Origin of the sequence: Brevundimonas sp., from assembly GCF_018608325.1 — a bacterium.
Lineage (GTDB): Bacteria > Pseudomonadota > Alphaproteobacteria > Caulobacterales > Caulobacteraceae > Brevundimonas.
The window spans coordinates 21,330-37,846 of sequence record NZ_JABAZW010000114.1; the positions used below are offsets into that span (position 1 = coordinate 21,330).

The following is a 16,517-nucleotide window of genomic DNA, read 5'->3' on the forward strand; positions in this document are numbered from 1 at the left end:
TGGCGAGGCTCATGCATCGTTTGATCCTCATGCGGCACGCCCAGGCGCAGCCCTCCGCCCCCACTGGCGGTGATGAAGCCCGTCCCCTGGCCCCCATCGGCCGCAGCGAAGCCGCCCTGATGGGCCGCGCCCTGGCTGAACGCGGCCTCAAGCCGGACCTGGCCCTGGTTTCGTCCGCTGTCCGCACGCGCGAGACCTGGGAGCAGATGCACGACAGTTTCGGCGATGTCGAAATCCGCTACGAGCCCGCCCTCTACAACGCCCCGTCCGACGTGATCCGCCGCTTTGTCGAGAACAGCGAGGAAGAGGCGGGCTGTCTGCTGGTGCTGGCGCACAATCCGGGCGTCCATGTGCTGGCTGTCGAATATCTGACCGAAAGCGCGGCCTCGCCCGCTGTGCTGGACCGGATGGCGGGCGGTTTCCCGCCCGGCGCCGCCGCCCTGTTCACCGTCGATGTGGCAGGCCGTTGCACCTATGAGGGTTTCCTGACGCCACGGTCGCTGGGCGCCCAATGACCGACATCGCCTACAAGGTTGTCGCCGCCGACGAATGGCGCGCGGCGGTGGCCGAGGGCCGCTATGAAGGCTCCGCCGTCGATCTGGCCGACGGATATATCCATATGTCGACCGAAGACCAGTTGGCCGAGACCCTGCGCAAACACTATGCGGGCCAGACGGACCTGCTGATGCTGAGCGTGGACCTGACGCAGTTCAGCGATGATCTGGTCTGGGAGCCGTCACGCGGCGGCGCCCTGTTCCCCCATCTGTATGCGCCCCTGCCCGTTGCGGCGGTGACGGCGTCACGCGCCCTGTCGGTCACGACGGACGGCGAAATCATCTTCAAGGACGCAGTATGAGCGTGATCGATCTGGGCGGCGCCATCCTGCGCAACATCGACCCCGAGACGGCGCACCAGTTGGCGATCAAGGGGCTGGCCTTCACGCCCCTGCCCTCGCCGCCCGCTGACGATCCGATCCTGCACACCCGGATCGCGGGTCTGAGTCTGCCCAATCCGGTCGGTCTGGCCGCCGGTCTGGACAAGAATGGCGAGGCCCTGCGCGGCCTGTCGCGTCTGGGTTTCGGTTTTGTCGAATGCGGCTCGGTCACCCCGCGCGCCCAGCCGGGCAACCCCAAGCCGCGCCTGTTCCGCTTGACGGAAGATCGGGCGATCATCAATCGGATGGGCTTCAACAACGCCGGTCTTGAGGCCTTCGCCGGTCGCCTCGACAACCGCCCCGCTGGCGTGGTGGTCGGCGCCAATCTGGGCGCCAACAAGGACACGGAAGACAAGGCCGCCGACTATGTCGCGGGGCTTCAACGGCTGGCGGGACGCGCGTCGTATTTCACCGTCAACATCTCTTCGCCCAATACGCCGGGCCTGCGCGCCCTGCAGGGACGTGAGCAACTGGACGACCTGCTGGGCCGGATCGACGCCGCCCGTCCCACCGACGCCGCCGCCCGCGTCCCCGTCTTCCTGAAGATCGCGCCTGATCTGATCTCTGACGAGGTGGCCATGATCGTGGAGACGTCCATCGCCCACCGCATCGACGGCCTGATCGTATCCAACACTACGCTGGAACGCCCCGAGATCCTGCGATCGGCCCACGCGTCCGAGACCGGCGGCCTGTCCGGCGCTCCCATCCGCCGCTTTGCGGAAAAGGCCCTGCGCGCCGCAGCAGAGGCCGCACAAGGCCGCCTGCCCCTGATCGCGGTGGGCGGCATCGACAGCGGCGCCGAAGCCTATGCCCGCATCCGACTGGGCGCGTCGGCGGTGCAGATCTACTCGGCCATGATCTACGAAGGGCCGGGTCTGGTGGGGCGGATCAAGCGCGATCTGGCCGCCCGTCTGCGTGCAGACGGATTTTCCACAGTCTCCGAGGCTGTTAGCGCGTCCCGTTGACGGTGCGTTAGGCTCGTTATGCGACCTTGAGGGTAAGCGGTCGAAAAACACGCCGCACCTTGGGGACTAGAATGCCTAAGCTGATCACCGACGAGACGGTGGCTAGCGGTTGGACAACCGCTGTCCGTCATCGCCGCGGCACCCTGGTTCAGCGCCTGACGCTGGGCTGTGGTGTGGCGCTTGTTGTCGCCCCCATGATGGGCTGGCCGATCAGCCTGGCGTGGGCGGTGCTCTATGCGCTGACGCAGGGCGTCGAGCTGCTGATCTTCGCCCCGATGAACCGGCCCCAGCCCCAGGAAATCGGCCTGGCGCGCAAGATTCTGGGATGCCTGTCCCTGTTCGCAAACGCCGCCCTGTTCGGATCGCTGGCGGTGCCGATGTGGCTGATCGGCGGACCGCTGGGCGGGGTCTGCGCGTCGGTCATGCTGCCGGCGGTGATGCTGTTCACCATGATGAACTCACCGCGTTCGCTGGCCGTGCTGCTTTCGACCATCACTCCGCATCTGCTCTATCTGGGCGCCACACCCTTCTTCGCTGCGGCCTTCGGCGCTACCCCGGCCCTGATCACCACGGTCACCGCCTCCATCGTCCTCTACACCCTCTACATCCTGATCAGCTGGCAGCGGATGAGCGAGGTGACCGAGGCCCAGTTGCGTGTCCACGCCGAGGCGGACCGTCTGCGCCTGAAGGCCGAGGCGGACCTGGCGGACCACACCGCCTTTCTGGCCGCCATCGGTCACGATCTGCGCACCCCCATCGGCGCCATCCTGACCGGCGCATCGGAGCTGAAGGCCAGCGATCCGCAGTCGCGCGCCAACGCCAGCCTGATTTCTGACGCTGGCCTGATGATGAAGGCCCTGCTGGACGACCTGCTGGATCACTCCAAGATCGGCGCAGGCCGGATGACGGTCGAGACGGTCGATTTCAACCTGCGCAACATGCTGGCCCAGACGCTGCGCCTGTGGCGTGGTGCGGCGGAGGCCAAGGGATTGAGGCTGCGGCTGGAAGGCGCCAATCACATCCCCGCCTCGGTGCGGGGCGACCCCATGCGGCTGCGTCAGGTGCTGAACAACCTGCTGTCCAACGCCATGAAGTTCACCGAAAAAGGCGCCATCACCCTGCGGCTGGACGCCTGGGCCGAGGAGCCGACCGGCTATTCGATCCTGATCGAGGTGGCCGACACCGGTCCCGGCATGACCACGGAACAGTTGGAACGCCTGTTCACCCCGTTCGACCAGACCGCCGACGGGGTCAGCGCACGCCACGGCGGCAGCGGCCTGGGCCTGGCCATCAGCCGCGATCTGGTCGAGTTGATGGGCGGGCGTTTGACGGCCCGCAGCGCACCCGGCGAAGGTGCGAAATTCACCATCTCGCTGTTCCTGCCCAAGGGCGAAAGCACCGCCGCGCCTGCTGCAACGCCCGTTGACGACGGGCGTCTGGCCATCGCCCGCGCCCTGTCGACCGCCAAGTTCGAGACCCAAGCGGTGACCTTGCCCCCGGCCCCGGCCCCGGCCCCGGCGGCGGCGGCGGCAGATGCCGCCATCCCTGCGCCCGCCGACGACGCGCCCGCCCCGCCTGTCGATGAGGTCATAGAAGACGCCTCGGAAACCGCCGAGGGCGAGGAAGACGAACGCCCGCTGCGTCTGCTGGTGGTGGACGACCACGACATCAACCGCCGCGCCGTACAGTTGATCCTTCAGCCGCTGGGTTGCGAGATCACCACCGCCGCCGATGGCCTGATCGCCATGGAGCGCTGTGCCGAGACCACCTTCGACGTCATCTTCATGGATGTGCGGATGCCAGAGCTGGATGGCCGCGAAACCACGCGCCGTCTGCGCGCCGGGACCGGACCCAACGCCCGCACCCCCATCATCGCCGTCACCGCCGACACGGCGCCCGAAGACATCGCCGCCTGTCAGGCCGCAGGCATGGCCTATTTCGTGCCCAAGCCGCTGACGCCGCCCGCCCTTATCGGCGCGCTGCAGCACGTTCTCAGCGATGTGGAGAATGGTCAGTCGGACGCCGCCCAGGCCGCCTGATCCCGAACGGCGCCCACCAGCGTCGGGGCGAAATCGGACGTCTTCATCTGACACTCCCAGACGGTCACCACGCGCCAGCCGTCCGCCTCCAGCGCCGTCCGCGCCGCCGCATCCCGCGCGCGATTGCGATTGATCTTGGCGATCCAGTAGTCGGCGTTGGTCTTGGGCTGGCGCGCGCCGCGCGCACAGTCGTGTCCGTGCCAGAAACAGCCGTGGACGAAGATCGCTGTCCGCCGTCCCTTCATCACCACGTCAGGCCTGCCCGGCAAACCACAGCCGCCCAGGCGATAGCCGATGCCCGCCGCCCTCAGAATACGACGCACGGCCAGTTCGGGCGCGGTGTCGCGTCCCTTGATCCGTCTCATGACGGCGCTACGCTTTTCCGGCGAGAAGACGTCAGTCATCACGGCTCAACGCAAAAGGCCGCCGCTCCAGGGGAAGAGCGACGGCCAAGTTGGGGGATCACGTCAAAATAACACAATCCAAGCGCGTTACAAATACACGCAATACCACTTACAGCTGAGCGATAAGGTGCTCAGCCGAGGACACCTTGAACTCGCCGCCCTGCTCGATGTTGAGCTGCGAAACCGTGCCGTCCTTGACCAGCATCGAATAGCGCTGCGAACGGTCGCCCAGGCCGAAACCCGAGCCGTCCAGCACCAGACCCAGGGCGCGGGTCAGTTCGCCGTTGCCGTCAGCCAGCATGACGATGGAGCCGTCCTCGATGCCCTGGCTCTCGGCCCAGGCCTTCATGACGAAGGCGTCGTTGACCGAGATGCAGGCGACCGTGTCGACGCCCTTGGCCTGGATGTCGGCCAGATGGTCCTTGAAGCCCGGCAGGTGACGCGCCGAGCAGGTCGGGGTGAAGGCGCCCGGAACGGCGAACAGAGCCACGGTCTTGCCGTTGAAGATTTCTGCGGTCGAGACGGGCTTGGGGCCTTCAGCCGTCGCCTGGGCCAGGGTCGCGGCGGGGATGCGGTCGCCGATCTGAATGGTCATGAAGTCTCTCCGGGGAGGTCTGGGTGGAAATGAAACCGTGTGCGCGACACATAGACCCATGCCGCGCGTCCGCAAGCGTCAAGCGTCTTGCGCCCGGCCGTTAACCACCCGATTATGCCAGCATGACCGACGCCTCCTCCCTGACAGGCCGTCTGCTTGTCGCCATGCCCGGCATCAGCGATCCGCGTTTTGAACACGCCGTCATACTGATCTGCGCCCACGGGTCAGATCATGCGATGGGGCTTCGCATCGACCGGCCGGTGGACGGCGTCGACCTGAAGACTGTGCTGGACAAGCTGGACGCACCGGCCCCCGTCGAAGCGGTGGGGCGCGCGGTGCTGATTGGCGGGCCGGTGGATCGTGAACGCGGTTTCGTGCTGCACACCGACGACTGGATGATCGGCGACGACAGCCTGCCCTTCGGCGACGGCCTGGCCATGACCGGCACGCGCGAAGCCCTGACCGCCATGACCGACGATGTGTCCGGCCCGCGCCGCTCGACCCTGCTGCTAGGCTATGCCGGCTGGGGCGAAGGCCAGTTGGAGGATGAACTGGCGGAAAACGTCTGGCTGACCGCAGAAGCGGATCTGGACATCATCTTCGACACCAATCACGACACCAAATGGACCCGCGCCCTGGCCCAGATGGGGGTTCAGGCCTCGCAGTTATCCAGCCAGGGCGGCAGGGCCTGAAGCGCGCTAGCGCGTCGCCAGAGAGATCGCCAACAGCACCACCAGGAGCAGGCTGACCCCCTGCCAGAACCGCACCGGATCGCGTTCGATCAGGGACAGGGTGCGGGGCGGCGGGGCGGCGGCGGTGCTGCCGGTCTCCAGCACGCGGATCAGTTCCTCGACATCATCGAAACGGTCGTCGGGATTGGTCGAAACGGCCCTCAGAATGGCGGCGTCCAGCCAGGCGGGCATGTCCGGGCGATGGCGGCTGGGCGGGGTCGACGCCCGGTCGAAACGCGGCGCATCGCTTGGATCGACCTCGCCCCATGGATAGGTCTGGGTGAACAGGCGGTACAGGGTCACGCCCAGGGCGAACTGGTCGGTGGCCGCGTTGCCGCTTTCGCCATCATACATTTCCGGCGCCTTGAAGCCCGGCGTGCCGGGGGCTTCGGCCTCGGCGAACTCCTCGGCGCGGCGCAGGCGGGCGACGCCCAGATCGACCAGCTTCAGCCCGCCGTCCGCCTCCAGGATCACATTGTCCGGCTTGATGTCGCGGTGCGTCACCCCCGCCCGGTGCAAGGCCGCAACCCCGCGCGCCAGTTTCAGGGCGATGTCGATGCCCGGCGCGATCTCGGGCGGGCCATCCTCGGCCAGACGCCGGTGCAGGGTGGTCCCGGCATAGAAGGGCTGGACGATATAGAGCCGCCCCTGCCGCCCCGTCTCCAGTGTCAGAACCCGGCCGACATTGGGGCTGTCGATGCGGCGGCCGATGAAGGCCTCGCGCAGGAAGGCGATGCGCGCGCCCCGTTCGGACACCACGGCGGTCTTGGGGAATTTCAGCACCACCGACCCGGCGTCACCCAGCGTGTCGCGCGCAAGGAACAGCCGGGTGTAGCGCCCATCCGCCACCAGTCGCGTCAGGTGGAATCCATCGACATTGTCGCCCACCTCGGGCGGCGGCTGGATGACCAGACCCTCCGCCTCGGCCGTGATCGCCTCCCAGTCGGGAGCGCCGGTCTGGACCACATCGATGACGATGGCGGTGGCGTTGTCGCGGGTTCCTGCCTCGGTCGCCGCAGCCAGGATCGCCTTGGCGTCGGCGTCTGGCGATCCGCGCCGCCCCAGCAGCCGCACGAGAGCCTCATCCGACAGGACGCCGTGCACCCCGTCCGTCGTCAGCAGCAGTCGGTCGTGCGGCTGCAGGCCCACATGGCGCACGTCCAGCTTAACATCCGCCTCGATCCCCACGGCGCGGTACAGCACATGACCCATGCCCGCCTGGGCGCGGGTATGATCCTCAGTCAGCCGCGTCAGGACGCCGTCGCGAAAATGCCAGGCGCGGCTGTCGCCGACATGCAGGGTCACCGCCTCGCGCCCGCGCAGGATCAGGGCGGTGAAGGTGGTCGCCGCCGCCTCCATCGCCGGATCAATCCGCCCGCGCGAATGGAGCCAGCGGTTGAAGCCGCGCAGGGCCTTGATCCCGTTGGCCGCGATGCCGTTCAGCGGGTTCTGGTCCAGATAGCCGTCGATGAAACTGCGGGTCGTCAGCTCCGCCGCCGCCCGCCCCGCCTTTGAGCCGGACACCCCGTCGGTGATGACCGCGACGACGCCATGCTCGCGCTGTTCCGTCGCCGTGCCCAGATGCACCCCGCCGAAGTCCTGATTGTCAGGCTTTGGCCCCTGAGCGGTCGCGAAGCCTGCAGCGATTTCCAGTCTGGCGTCGGTCATGAACAACACTGTGTGCGATGCACGCGGGTCTGGCTAGATGGTGGACAAGCTTGGCCGTGGCGGGCACATGTCTCGACGACAGCCTTCGCAACTGTCAATATGATCGCTGATTACCAACGGGGTGCGTTCCATGCGTCGAATTCTGCTTCTTGCCGGTCTGGGAATGCTGGCGGGCTGCGCGACCGGCCCCGTGCGTGACACCCCGTTCGTCTTCCCCGAAGGCCTGCGGATCATGGAAAAGGGCTATCCCTATCCTGACGGCCCCTGCCGCCTGCTGGGTGAAACCTTCGCCACCTCCGAACTGCTGGACGACAGCGCTGATCTGCTGGGCTGCCCGTCCGACGCCATGCAGGACCCGCGCGTCACCAGCCTGGGCCGCGTAGTCGGCCAGTTCGAGGGCGTGACCCTGGTGTCCGTGCCCAAGTCCAAAACGCGCTGATCGCTATTTTTGCGCGGCCTGCTCACACTTGGGCGGGTTCGCTTAAACATCTGACGCCGCCAACTGGTGTCAGGCCGAGCGCTGCTTGATCGGCGCTGATCCATCGGCCAGGCTTTCGGCCAGATAGACTTCGGCCTCCTGGGCGGGAAGCGCGGGGGCATAGCCGAAGCCCTGGCCGTAGTGGCACTGGGCGTCCAGCAGCAGGCTGGCCAGTTCGGCGTTCTCGACGCCTTCCGCAACCACTTCCAGCGACAGGTCGCGGCCCAGATTGACCACGGACTTGACGATCTTGGCTGAGCCCTCGTCCTTCTTCATCGTCAGGACGAAATAGCGGTCGATCTTCAGCGTATCGAACGGCAGGCGCGCCAGATAGGACAGCGACGAGAAGCCGGTGCCGAAATCGTCCAGCGCCAGCGACGCACCGACATCCTTCAGCGATTGCAGCACCTCGGCGGCACGCGCGGTGTCGCGCATGATGTCCCCTTCGGTGACCTCCAGCTTCAAGGCGCCCTTGGGCAGGCCGGTTTCCTTGATGATGCGGGCCACGTCCTCGCACAGATGCGGGCGTTCGATCTCGCCGACCGACAGGTTCACGCTGCAGAACAGCTTGCCCGACGTCGGGTGCCGCGCGATCCAGTCCGCCAGCTGCCGCGCCGACTGGGTCATCATCAGCAGGCCCAGTTCGTTCATCATGCCCAACTCATCGGTCAGGGTCAGGAACTCGTCAGGCGGCACAAGGCCACGGCGGGGGTGACGCCAGCGAGCCAGAGCCTCGAACCCCGCCACCGCACCCGTGTTCAGGTTCACGATGGGCTGGAAGAAGGGCACGATCTCGCCGCGCACAAAGGCGTTTCGCAGGTCCGCCTCCAGCGCCAGACGGCTGAGGGAATCGCTTTCCAGAGCACGGCCATAGGCAGCCGACCCGCCACGCCCGGCGCTTTTGGCCGATTCCACCGCCAGTTCGACCCGACGCAGCAGTTCGGCGGCGTCCGGCGCATCCGGCCCGCCCTCGACGACCACGGCGCCGATGGAGACGGTGGGATAGATGTCAAAGCCCGCGACCCGCAGCGGCTGCTCCAGCGCCTCGCGCATCCGATAGCTGGTGTGGGACGCCGTCTTGGGCACGATGATGGCGAACTCGTCCTCGCCGATCCGGGCGGCCGAGGCGTCCTGGGAAAAGGCCGCGGCCAGACGCGAGCCCAGGGCTGACAGCACCAGGTCCGTCCGCTCATGGCACAAAGCTTCGTTCAGCCGCCGCAGCCGGTCGACGTCGCCGACCACCATCTCATATTCGCCAGGCGCGATCAGAATCTCGGTCACGCGCGCCAAAAAGGCGCGACGGTCCAGCAGGCCGGTCAGCGTATCCAGATCAGAGCCCGCGAACTTGTTCTCCAGCGCCACCACGCCCGCCGCCCGCAGACCATCCTCCAGCCAGACCCCGCGCCACAGACAGGTCTCGGCGCCGCGCATCCGCAGGCGGACCGAAATCTCGGTCCCCTCTTCCGACGGTTTCAGCATCTTCTCGGCCAGCGACCGATCCTGCGGCAGGGCCGAAGCGACGAAACCAGCGGCCGAACACTCCGGCGCCAACGGCCCCAGGCCCAGCGACCGCGTCGCCCCGGTGAACCGGATCTGGTCTTCGGCAGGCGTCCAGACCCACAGAGCCGTATCGGCCGCCGCCAACGCCTCGATGGCGGTGGTGGCGTCCCAGGCCAGTGATCTGGATCGGGGGTTCAAGCGTAGGGACCCTTTGTCAGGACGACGGACGACCGTCGCGATCGAATTCGTCCTCGATCAGGCCGAACAGAAGATGATCTGCCCACTCGCCGTTAATTTTCAAATAAGCCCGGGCCAAGCCCTCGTGTCTAAAGCCGGATTTCTCCAGCACACGACGTGATCCGAAATTGGTCGGCAGGCAGGCGGCCTCCAGGCGATGCAGCTTCAGCTTGTCGAAGGCATAGCCGACAACCGCGCGCACCCCGGCGGTTCCAAACCCCTGTCCGGCGTAGGGCTGGCCGATCCAGTAGCCCAGGGTGCCCATCTCGGCGACGCCGCGCCGCACGTTCGACAGGGTGACCGCCCCGTACAGAGTCTTGCCGTCAGGGCTCAGCACGAAGAACGGCCAGGCGTTGCCCAGCTCCATCTCGCGCCCATAGACCGACAACCGACGCCGGAACGCCGCCTTGGTCAGATCATCCTCGGCCCAGGCAGGCTCCCACGGCTGCAGATAGTCCCGCGACGCCTCCCGCAGCGCCGACCACGCCGGATAATCGGACACGCGCGGCGGCCTCAGCAGCACGCCGTCGCCCCGGACAACAGGCCCGGACACATCGCTCATCCAGTCCAGAAGCGCCATTGCGCCAGATTAACGCGACCGAAGACGCTTGGCGACGCCCCCACGCGATCTTGATTTTTGTTACAGCAACGGTCTTCAGGCGGCGTCAGAGGCCGGACTTTCCTTCGGCAGCTTGGAAATTCGGTTCAGGTCGGCGCGGATCGAGCTGCCCTGAAAATGAGAGATTTCTGCGCCGGAGTAGCCTTCTGCCGACAGGGCCTTCACAACATCTCCGGTATTCAAGCATTCGGGAGTGCGTGCCAGCTGATACGCGCGTTCGACCACATGGGTACGGTTCATATTTTTAGCCTTTCCTAGAAATACTTAACGCGGCAGAAGCTGTACTGTTCCCTTAACTTCACAATATGAGTCATTTCGGTCCCGCTTGCATTTGTCGCAAAGACCTGTGCAAATGTCCTTCGTCGATCTCTCTGCGTAACGCCCACTCTCTCTGCGAACGCACGAGTCCAGGCCGCTCCATTCAGACCCGACAGGCCGCAGGGACGTTCCCTCGGTCAACTTCTAACGGAGGTCTACAAATGGCTACCGGCACTGTTAAGTGGTTCAACCCGACCAAGGGCTACGGCTTCATCCAACCCGACGACGGCGGCAAGGACGTCTTCGTCCACATTTCGGCTGTTGAAGCTGCTGGCCTGCGCGGCCTGGACGAAAACCAGAAGGTTTCCTACGAGCTGGAGCGCGACAAGCGTTCGGGCAAGGAATCGGCTGGCCAGCTCCAGACCGTCGGCTGATCTCAGCACACGTCTAACGGAAACGGCGGCTCCTCACGGGGCCGCCGTTTTCAATTCCGCCTCTGTGTCAGAGGTCCAGCAGGGTCCGCCCCAAGAGACCGGGATGCGAAATCATCGCATCATGCGGCGCATCGATCTCAACATAGGACCAGGCTGGGTCCGAACGCGCCCGCTGTACCGACGCCGCCAGCAGATCGCCCGGAGCCTGAACACAACGGATATAGGTCTGACGCTGACCGGCCACCGCCTCGCCCAAATGAACAGGCTCGAAATAGGTCTCGACCGGCTGAGGCGTCAGTTGCGCATCGACCCAGGCCTGATCCTCCAACCCCACGCCGAACGCCGCCGATGGAATGGGCGGGATGTTCCAGGCCTCATCCGCATCCGCCGCCTGCCGATATGGGGCGATAAGGGCGGGCGCATGATCCAGCAGGATCTCCCCCTCGACCGGCATAAAGGCGTCCAGCAGCACCAGATGCGCCACCCGCTCGCCCAGCCTGCGCGCCGCCGCCGTTGCCGGGAAACCGCCATAGCTGTGCCCAACCAGCGTCACCGGTTCATCACCCAGCCCCCGCACATGGTCGACAATGTCATCGACGTGGGTGCTCAGATTGATGCGCCGTGACGCCTGCCCAGCCCGCTCGGACAGTCCGCTCAAGGTCGGCGCCGTCACCCGATGCCCCGCAGCCTGCAGCACGCCCGCCGTCCGGCCCCAGCACCAGCCGCCATGCCAGGCGCCGTGGATCAAAACAAAATGGCTCACCGGGCTGCTCTCACTGCAATCAGACTCCGGCTTGATAGCGCCGCTTGGACATTCCGACCCATTTGCATTTTTGCCTCAATGTCGCATTCAATGGGCTGAGATGAAGTCCATCCGCAGACACATGATCGCACTGGTCGGCGCCGCGCTTGCGGTGTTCGCCATGTTCATGGTCTCGACGGTCAGCTTCGCGGCCCCCGCTTTCACCGCCACGCCTGTCATGTCCGCCGCCTGTGCCGACATGGATATGGGCCAGACCGGGGATCAAACGGGCGATCAGACTCCGAACAAGGGCGTGTTGGTCTGCGCCAAGGATTGCGCGGTCATCTGCCACGCCCTGCTGACCCCGCCCGTCACGACCAGCAAGGTCGCTACGTTCGAGCCGGTCGCCTACCTGCCCCACCACCCAAGACTGACGTCTGCCGTCGTCGATAGAGACGATCCGCCGCCGCGTTGAGCGACACACGTCCAAATCGACACAGACACTCAATCAATCTTGGAATTCTGAAAATGAAAAATGCATTCGCCATCGCAGGCCTGATCCTGCTCGCCTCGGGCACCGCCGCCTTCGCCGCTTCGCCCGAGACCGTGGTCCACGCGGTCGCTTCCTGCTGCAACGCTCTGGCCGCCTGCTGCCAGGGCGGCACGGCGCCCTGCTGCCCCTAAAAGCCAGATCGGCTTAAGCCAAGGGAACGCCCGGTCGAAAGGCCGGGCGTTTTCTTTTGTCGGTCAGGCCTTGGTCTTGTCGATCCACACTGCAAATGCGTCGGCGAAGGCCTTCAGGAAGTCGCGCGTGCCGGGGTTGGTCAGCTTGCCATGCTCGTCCAGCAGGGCGGCGACATTGCCGATGTAGGCCTCTGGCTGCTGCAGGGTCGGCATGTTCAGGAAGACCAGAGGCTGGCGCAGATGATGGTTGGCGCCGAAGCCGCTGACGGCGCCGGGCGAGACGCTGACGATGGCGGCGGGTTTGCCCTGCCACACACTGTGGCCATAGGGGCGCGAGCCGACGTCCAGCGCATTCTTCAGGCCGCCGGGGACGGAGCGGTTGTACTCCGGGGTCACGAACAGCACGGCCTCGGTCGTGGCCACCTCCTCGCGGAACCGGGTCCAGGCGGCGGGCGGCGCATCCGTATCCAGATCGGGATTATAGAGCGGCAGGTCGCCGAACTCGATCGGGATCAAGTCCAGCGCGGGCTGGGCCAGCTCCTTGATCGCCTGGCCGATATGACGCGAATAGGCGCCTTCGCGCAGGCTGCCGACGATCAGGGCGACACGGACGGACATGGAACACTCCCGGAGTTGAACGCCCCGGCGTCATGCCGAAGCGTCAGCTTAACCGCCGCCGCCCACCTGCGGTTCCGCTAGAGGCTGAACAGGGCCGTCGCAAAGGCCTCGCCCGCCGCCGACGCCGACTTCGGCCCCAGCACCGCGCTGGCCGCCTTGCCGCTGGACAACAGTTGGGCGCCGACCGCGCGCACATCCTGGATGCTCTGGGCCTCCAGCTTTTCGGTCATCGACAGGCTGGACACGGGCGCGCCGAAGATCAGGGTCTGGGCGGCGTTGCGTCCGGCGCGGCTCATCGGGTTTTCGTCCGACATCCACAGCCCGGCCTTCATCACCGCCTTGGCGCGCGACAGTTCCTTTTCGGTCGGTCCGCTTTCAGCCAGCGCCCGCACCTCGGCTGCGGACACCTCGGCCAGTTCCCTGGCCCGATCCGCCGCCGCGCCCGCATAGATGCCCAGCACGCCCGTATCCTCATACGGCTCCTGATAGGCGTCGATGGCATAGGCCAGACCGCGTTCTTCCCGCGCGCTCTGGAACAGGCGCGAGGCCATGCCCCCGCCCAGAATCTCGCTGAACAGCCGCATGGACGACAGGCCCGGATCGGTCGCCGACAGGCCCGGAAGCTGGAAGACCAGATTGGCCTGCTCAATCTTGCGCGTCAGTTTGGCATGGCCGCCGACAAACAGGGCGGGCGCAGGCGCGTCGACCGGGGTGGCCACAGCGTCGCCGAACCAGCGCTCGGCTAGGGCCAGCAGTTCGGTTTCGTCCACCGCGCCCGACACCGCCACCACCATCCGGTCCGGCGAATACAGCCGTGCGCGCCATGCCTCGACCGTCGCCTTGTCGGCAGGTTTCAGGCTGGCGATGGAGCCAAGGATCGGACGGCCCATCGGCTGGCCCGTGAAGGCGCGGGTCTGGACCATTTCAAAGACATGGTCGTCGGGCGTGTCGAAGGCCTCGGCGATCTCTTGTGCGACCACATCCTTTTCCCGCTCGATCTCGGCGGGGTCCAGCGTGGGGCGAAACACCAGATCCGACAGCACCTGCATGGCCAGCGGTAGCGAGCCGTCCAGCCCACGCACTTCGAAACTGGTCCGCTCATAGCCTGTCGCGGCGTTGATCGTGCCGCCCTCGGCCTCGATCCGCTCGACGATCTCGCGCGCCGCCATGTCGCCCGCGCCCTTGAAGACCAGATGCTCCAACAGGTGCGACCAGCCGGAACGATTCTCAGCCTCCCACCGCGCGCCGCCCTTGACGGTGACGACGACGGCCAAAGTCTTCAGGCCGGGCATGGGATCACAGACGACGCGGACGCCGTTGGACAGGGTGTGCAGAGAGGCGGTCAGGGGGTGTCTTTCTTTTGCCTGCGACGAAGCAGGGCCACATAGAAGCCCGCCAGCACAATCGCCAGCCCGAACCACGTCAAAGCATACCCGAAATGGTTGTTGGTGAAGGCGGCGGGCGGCGCGGATGGCTTCAGCGCCTCGATCTCGGGATTGGTCTGGGTGATGGCGTAAACCGCCTCGGGCCGCACTGGGCCGCTCACCTTCAGAGCCTTGGCCATCGCCTCGGTGTCGCGGCCATAGAAGCGGCCGTTGCTGGGCGCGGGCGTCATGCCATTGGGCTTGGAGAAGGTGCGGAACTCTCCCACCAGCACCAGCGGCAGGGTGCTGTCGATCACACGCGGTCGGGCCGAAACCTCTTCAGCGATAAAGCCGCGATCGATCAGCAGGCTGAAATCCTGCCCCTCGGGGTGACAGGCCGAGATCAGGCGCACGCCGGGCTTGCCGTCGTGGATGGTCTGAAGCTCGACATAGGGGGCGGTGGCCAGACCCCGGCACACCATCAGCGCCTTGCGGAACTCCAGATCACCCTGCCCCTGAACCTCGGCCAGAACATCAGCCAGAGGCGCGGGCGGTTTCGCCGCCGCCGCGTCCGCCGCGTCCATCAGCCCGACCTTCCACTGCAGGCGCTCGACCTGCCACACGCCCAGCCCGATCAGCAGGGCCAACGCCAGGGCCGTCAGCACGGTCAGGATCCAGGGAAAACGCCTCATCTTTGGTTCCGGTATTGCAGGCCGATCATCAGCCCTCGCCCAGGCCGCATCAACGCCAGAGACAGCGCGACCACAAGGGGCAGCCACACGATCAGATGCACCCACATGGGCGGATGGAACCTGATCTCGACGAACAGGGCCGAGAAGCCGACGATGAAGCCCGCGATCTGCATGATGAAGGTCGCGGGACCGTCGCCGGTCTGGATCCGCGAGAAATCGAGACCACAGGCCTCACAGGCGGGGCGCACCTTCAGGAAGCCCTGAAACAGCGCGCCCTGGCCACAGCGCGGGCATCGACCGCGAATCGCAGCCTTGAGCGGCTGGGTGGAAACGACGACGGCGCGGGACGATCCCTCGTCCCGCGCCGCCTTCAGGTCTTCAGTGGTGTCTTCGATCAACCGAAGACGACGTAAACGAACGCGAACAGGAACAGCCAGACCACGTCCACGAAGTGCCAGTACCAGGCGGCGGCTTCGAAACCGAAATGCTTCTGCGGGGTGAAATCGCCCTGCAGCAGACGGATCAGGCAGACCGCCAGGAAGATGGTGCCGATCAGGACGTGGAAGCCGTGGAAGCCCGTGGCCATGAAGAAGATCGAACCATACAGGCCCGAGTTCACGGCTTCTTCGTTGAAGAACAGCTTCTCGTGCAGGATGTGGTGATATTCGTAGGCCTGAACGCAGGTGAACAGCACGCCCAGAGCGACCGTGATGGCCAGGGCCAGCTTGGCGCCCTTGCGGTCACCGGTCTGGATCGCGTGGTGCGCCCAGGTGACGGTGCAGCCGGAAAGCAGCAGGGTCACGGTGTTCAGCAGCGGCAGCTGCCATGGCGACAGAACCTCAACACCCTTCGGCGGCCACGTCGACCAGGCCTTGGCGGTGTCCGCCCAGGCGCCCACGTCCGGGGTCAGGGCCCGCGATTCGTGGAACAGGGCCATGTCGAAGAACATCCAGAAGAAGGCGACGAAGAACATCACCTCCGACGCGATGAACAGGATCATGCCGTAGCGTAGGCCGATCGAGACGACGGGCGTATGGTCGCCTGCCTTGGATTCCTTGATGACGTCCGACCACCAGCCGAAGGCGGACACCAGAACCCCCGCCAGACCGGCGAAGAAGATGGCGGCCTTGCCCTTGGCCAGGAAGTTGGCGGCGATGGGGCCGGCGTCTGCAGGGGCCAGGCCCTTCATCCAGATGACGGCGCCGATGAACATGATGGTTGCAGCGGCGGAAGAGAGCAGCGGCCAGGGGCTGGGTGGCACCAGGTGGTAATCGTGCTGCGGAAGAGCGTGGGCGTCGGCCATGAATCGCGTCTCTTTGGTCGGCGAAAATTCGGTTATGCCAAGGCTATAGCCTCCCCTTTTCCACGACGCCAGAGCCGCGCCGCCTTTCCGCCTTGATCCGAGCCCGGATTGGCCTCAACTGCGGGAAAAGGCGCACCTTTCCGCGACATCATGGCCTGTCCGCGTCAGCGCGGTCGCCCGTCAGGCTCGGTGTCGTCATTGGCCCCGCCGCCTGCGCCTCCCATGCCCATGCCACCGCCGCCCATGCCGCCG

The 16,517-nt window shown here is 66.1% G+C and carries 21 protein-coding genes; 9 read left to right on the plus strand and 12 right to left on the minus strand.

What is annotated here, in order from left to right:
- Positions 1 to 11: 11 nt before the first annotated feature.
- The 4 genes from QZ281_RS11475 to QZ281_RS11490 all read left to right on the plus strand — a co-directional run bounded on the left by QZ281_RS11475 (position 12) and on the right by QZ281_RS11490 (position 3,938).
- Positions 12 to 515 carry a histidine phosphatase family protein gene (locus tag QZ281_RS11475; protein ID WP_292228470.1) on the plus strand — a complete coding sequence of 168 codons (504 nt, stop codon included), beginning with the start codon at positions 12 to 14 and terminating at the stop codon, positions 513 to 515.
- A complete protein-coding gene (locus QZ281_RS11480) occupies positions 512 to 856 on the plus strand; it encodes a DUF952 domain-containing protein (RefSeq protein ID WP_292228471.1) in 345 nt (114 codons plus the stop codon). The genes QZ281_RS11475 and QZ281_RS11480 overlap by 4 nt, the downstream gene beginning before the upstream one ends.
- On the plus strand, positions 853 to 1,899 hold the full coding sequence (locus QZ281_RS11485; protein ID WP_292228472.1) for a quinone-dependent dihydroorotate dehydrogenase: 1,047 nt from the start codon (positions 853 to 855) through the stop codon (positions 1,897 to 1,899). The genes QZ281_RS11480 and QZ281_RS11485 overlap by 4 nt, the downstream gene beginning before the upstream one ends.
- Before the next feature lie 71 nt (positions 1,900 to 1,970).
- Positions 1,971 to 3,938 (plus strand): ATP-binding protein, encoded by a 1,968-nt coding sequence (locus QZ281_RS11490; RefSeq protein WP_292228473.1) that lies wholly within the window; start codon positions 1,971 to 1,973, stop codon positions 3,936 to 3,938.
- Here QZ281_RS11490 and vsr read toward each other — a convergent pair.
- On the minus strand, positions 3,911 to 4,342 hold the full coding sequence (gene vsr, locus QZ281_RS11495; protein ID WP_292228475.1) for a DNA mismatch endonuclease Vsr: 432 nt from the start codon (positions 4,340 to 4,342) through the stop codon (positions 3,911 to 3,913). The genes QZ281_RS11490 and vsr overlap by 28 nt on opposite strands.
- Positions 4,343 to 4,451: 109 nt before the next feature.
- Positions 4,452 to 4,937, minus strand: a complete 486-nt coding sequence (locus QZ281_RS11500; RefSeq protein ID WP_201096537.1) for a peroxiredoxin — start codon at positions 4,935 to 4,937, stop codon at positions 4,452 to 4,454.
- Positions 4,938 to 5,059: 122 nt separating this feature from the next.
- Between QZ281_RS11500 and QZ281_RS11505 the strand changes: the two genes are divergently transcribed.
- The gene (locus tag QZ281_RS11505; RefSeq protein WP_292228477.1) at positions 5,060 to 5,629 is read left to right on the plus strand and encodes a YqgE/AlgH family protein; all 570 of its coding nucleotides are present in this window, start codon (positions 5,060 to 5,062) and stop codon (positions 5,627 to 5,629) included.
- A gap of 6 nt (positions 5,630 to 5,635) precedes the next feature.
- On the opposite strand, the gene QZ281_RS11510 is transcribed toward QZ281_RS11505, so the two are convergent.
- On the minus strand, positions 5,636 to 7,336 hold the full coding sequence (locus QZ281_RS11510) for a bifunctional protein-serine/threonine kinase/phosphatase (protein ID WP_292228479.1): 1,701 nt from the start codon (positions 7,334 to 7,336) through the stop codon (positions 5,636 to 5,638).
- 130 nt (positions 7,337 to 7,466) lie between these two features.
- On the opposite strand from QZ281_RS11510, the gene QZ281_RS11515 reads away from it, so the two are divergent.
- The gene (locus QZ281_RS11515) at positions 7,467 to 7,775 is read left to right on the plus strand and encodes a hypothetical protein (RefSeq protein WP_292228481.1); all 309 of its coding nucleotides are present in this window, start codon (positions 7,467 to 7,469) and stop codon (positions 7,773 to 7,775) included.
- A 69-nt stretch (positions 7,776 to 7,844) separates the two neighbouring features.
- Here QZ281_RS11515 and QZ281_RS11520 read toward each other — a convergent pair whose 3' ends face one another.
- The 3 genes from QZ281_RS11520 to QZ281_RS11530 all read right to left on the minus strand — a co-directional run bounded on the left by QZ281_RS11520 (position 7,845) and on the right by QZ281_RS11530 (position 10,410).
- Positions 7,845 to 9,512 (minus strand): bifunctional diguanylate cyclase/phosphodiesterase, encoded by a 1,668-nt coding sequence (locus QZ281_RS11520; RefSeq protein ID WP_292228482.1) that lies wholly within the window; start codon positions 9,510 to 9,512, stop codon positions 7,845 to 7,847.
- A gap of 16 nt (positions 9,513 to 9,528) precedes the next feature.
- Positions 9,529 to 10,131 (minus strand): GNAT family protein, encoded by a 603-nt coding sequence (locus tag QZ281_RS11525; RefSeq protein ID WP_292228484.1) that lies wholly within the window; start codon positions 10,129 to 10,131, stop codon positions 9,529 to 9,531.
- 75 nt (positions 10,132 to 10,206) lie between these two features.
- Entirely contained in the window at positions 10,207 to 10,410 is a 204-nt protein-coding gene (locus QZ281_RS11530; protein ID WP_292228486.1) for a hypothetical protein, read from the minus strand.
- Positions 10,411 to 10,649: 239 nt separating this feature from the next.
- Here QZ281_RS11530 and QZ281_RS11535 point away from each other — a divergent pair, with 239 nt between their 5' ends.
- Complete coding sequence (locus tag QZ281_RS11535) at positions 10,650 to 10,862, plus strand: cold-shock protein (protein ID WP_166622634.1); 213 nt, start codon at positions 10,650 to 10,652, stop codon at positions 10,860 to 10,862.
- A 67-nt stretch (positions 10,863 to 10,929) separates the two neighbouring features.
- Here QZ281_RS11535 and QZ281_RS11540 read toward each other — a convergent pair whose 3' ends face one another.
- Positions 10,930 to 11,625, minus strand: coding sequence for an alpha/beta fold hydrolase (locus QZ281_RS11540; RefSeq protein WP_292228487.1), 696 nt, complete (start codon positions 11,623 to 11,625; stop codon positions 10,930 to 10,932).
- 100 nt (positions 11,626 to 11,725) lie between these two features.
- On the opposite strand from QZ281_RS11540, the gene QZ281_RS11545 reads away from it, so the two are divergent.
- Positions 11,726 to 12,079, plus strand: coding sequence for a hypothetical protein (locus QZ281_RS11545; protein ID WP_292228489.1), 354 nt, complete (start codon positions 11,726 to 11,728; stop codon positions 12,077 to 12,079).
- Between the two features lie 53 nt (positions 12,080 to 12,132).
- Positions 12,133 to 12,288 carry a hypothetical protein gene (locus QZ281_RS11550; RefSeq protein ID WP_292228491.1) on the plus strand — a complete coding sequence of 52 codons (156 nt, stop codon included), beginning with the start codon at positions 12,133 to 12,135 and terminating at the stop codon, positions 12,286 to 12,288.
- Between the two features lie 63 nt (positions 12,289 to 12,351).
- Here the strand turns inward: QZ281_RS11550 and QZ281_RS11555 are convergent, their stop codons facing one another.
- The 5 genes from QZ281_RS11555 to QZ281_RS11575 all read right to left on the minus strand — a co-directional run bounded on the left by QZ281_RS11555 (position 12,352) and on the right by QZ281_RS11575 (position 16,265).
- Positions 12,352 to 12,906, minus strand: coding sequence for an NAD(P)H-dependent oxidoreductase (locus QZ281_RS11555; RefSeq protein WP_292228493.1), 555 nt, complete (start codon positions 12,904 to 12,906; stop codon positions 12,352 to 12,354).
- A gap of 77 nt (positions 12,907 to 12,983) precedes the next feature.
- Positions 12,984 to 14,198, minus strand: a complete 1,215-nt coding sequence (locus tag QZ281_RS11560) for a pitrilysin family protein (RefSeq protein WP_292228495.1) — start codon at positions 14,196 to 14,198, stop codon at positions 12,984 to 12,986.
- A gap of 50 nt (positions 14,199 to 14,248) precedes the next feature.
- Entirely contained in the window at positions 14,249 to 14,962 is a 714-nt protein-coding gene (locus QZ281_RS11565; protein WP_292228497.1) for an SURF1 family protein, read from the minus strand.
- On the minus strand, positions 14,959 to 15,360 hold the full coding sequence (locus QZ281_RS11570) for a DUF983 domain-containing protein (RefSeq protein ID WP_292228499.1): 402 nt from the start codon (positions 15,358 to 15,360) through the stop codon (positions 14,959 to 14,961). The genes QZ281_RS11565 and QZ281_RS11570 overlap by 4 nt, the downstream gene beginning before the upstream one ends.
- On the minus strand, positions 15,357 to 16,265 hold the full coding sequence (locus QZ281_RS11575; protein WP_292228502.1) for a cytochrome c oxidase subunit 3: 909 nt from the start codon (positions 16,263 to 16,265) through the stop codon (positions 15,357 to 15,359). The genes QZ281_RS11570 and QZ281_RS11575 overlap by 4 nt, the downstream gene beginning before the upstream one ends.
- Positions 16,266 to 16,517: the final 252 nt, after the last annotated feature.

Bases quoted from the DNA above. Each gene is read 5' to 3' on its own strand.
- QZ281_RS11475 (WP_292228470.1), top strand. From the start codon at position 12: ATGCATCGTTTGATCCTCATGCGGCACGCCCAGGCGCAGCCCTCCGCC.
- QZ281_RS11480 (WP_292228471.1), top strand. From the start codon at position 512: ATGACCGACATCGCCTACAAGGTTGTCGCCGCCGACGAATGGCGCGCG.
- QZ281_RS11485 (WP_292228472.1), top strand. From the start codon at position 853: ATGAGCGTGATCGATCTGGGCGGCGCCATCCTGCGCAACATCGACCCC.
- QZ281_RS11490 (WP_292228473.1), top strand. From the start codon at position 1,971: ATGCCTAAGCTGATCACCGACGAGACGGTGGCTAGCGGTTGGACAACC.
- vsr (WP_292228475.1), bottom strand. From the start codon at position 4,342: ATGACTGACGTCTTCTCGCCGGAAAAGCGTAGCGCCGTCATGAGACGG.
- QZ281_RS11500 (WP_201096537.1), bottom strand. From the start codon at position 4,937: ATGACCATTCAGATCGGCGACCGCATCCCCGCCGCGACCCTGGCCCAG.
- QZ281_RS11505 (WP_292228477.1), top strand. From the start codon at position 5,060: ATGACCGACGCCTCCTCCCTGACAGGCCGTCTGCTTGTCGCCATGCCC.
- QZ281_RS11510 (WP_292228479.1), bottom strand. From the start codon at position 7,336: ATGACCGACGCCAGACTGGAAATCGCTGCAGGCTTCGCGACCGCTCAG.
- QZ281_RS11515 (WP_292228481.1), top strand. From the start codon at position 7,467: ATGCGTCGAATTCTGCTTCTTGCCGGTCTGGGAATGCTGGCGGGCTGC.
- QZ281_RS11525 (WP_292228484.1), bottom strand. From the start codon at position 10,131: ATGGCGCTTCTGGACTGGATGAGCGATGTGTCCGGGCCTGTTGTCCGG.
- QZ281_RS11530 (WP_292228486.1), bottom strand. From the start codon at position 10,410: ATGAACCGTACCCATGTGGTCGAACGCGCGTATCAGCTGGCACGCACT.
- QZ281_RS11535 (WP_166622634.1), top strand. From the start codon at position 10,650: ATGGCTACCGGCACTGTTAAGTGGTTCAACCCGACCAAGGGCTACGGC.
- QZ281_RS11545 (WP_292228489.1), top strand. From the start codon at position 11,726: ATGAAGTCCATCCGCAGACACATGATCGCACTGGTCGGCGCCGCGCTT.
- QZ281_RS11550 (WP_292228491.1), top strand. From the start codon at position 12,133: ATGAAAAATGCATTCGCCATCGCAGGCCTGATCCTGCTCGCCTCGGGC.
- QZ281_RS11555 (WP_292228493.1), bottom strand. From the start codon at position 12,906: ATGTCCGTCCGTGTCGCCCTGATCGTCGGCAGCCTGCGCGAAGGCGCC.
- QZ281_RS11560 (WP_292228495.1), bottom strand. From the start codon at position 14,198: ATGCCCGGCCTGAAGACTTTGGCCGTCGTCGTCACCGTCAAGGGCGGC.
- QZ281_RS11565 (WP_292228497.1), bottom strand. From the start codon at position 14,962: ATGAGGCGTTTTCCCTGGATCCTGACCGTGCTGACGGCCCTGGCGTTG.
- QZ281_RS11575 (WP_292228502.1), bottom strand. From the start codon at position 16,265: ATGGCCGACGCCCACGCTCTTCCGCAGCACGATTACCACCTGGTGCCA.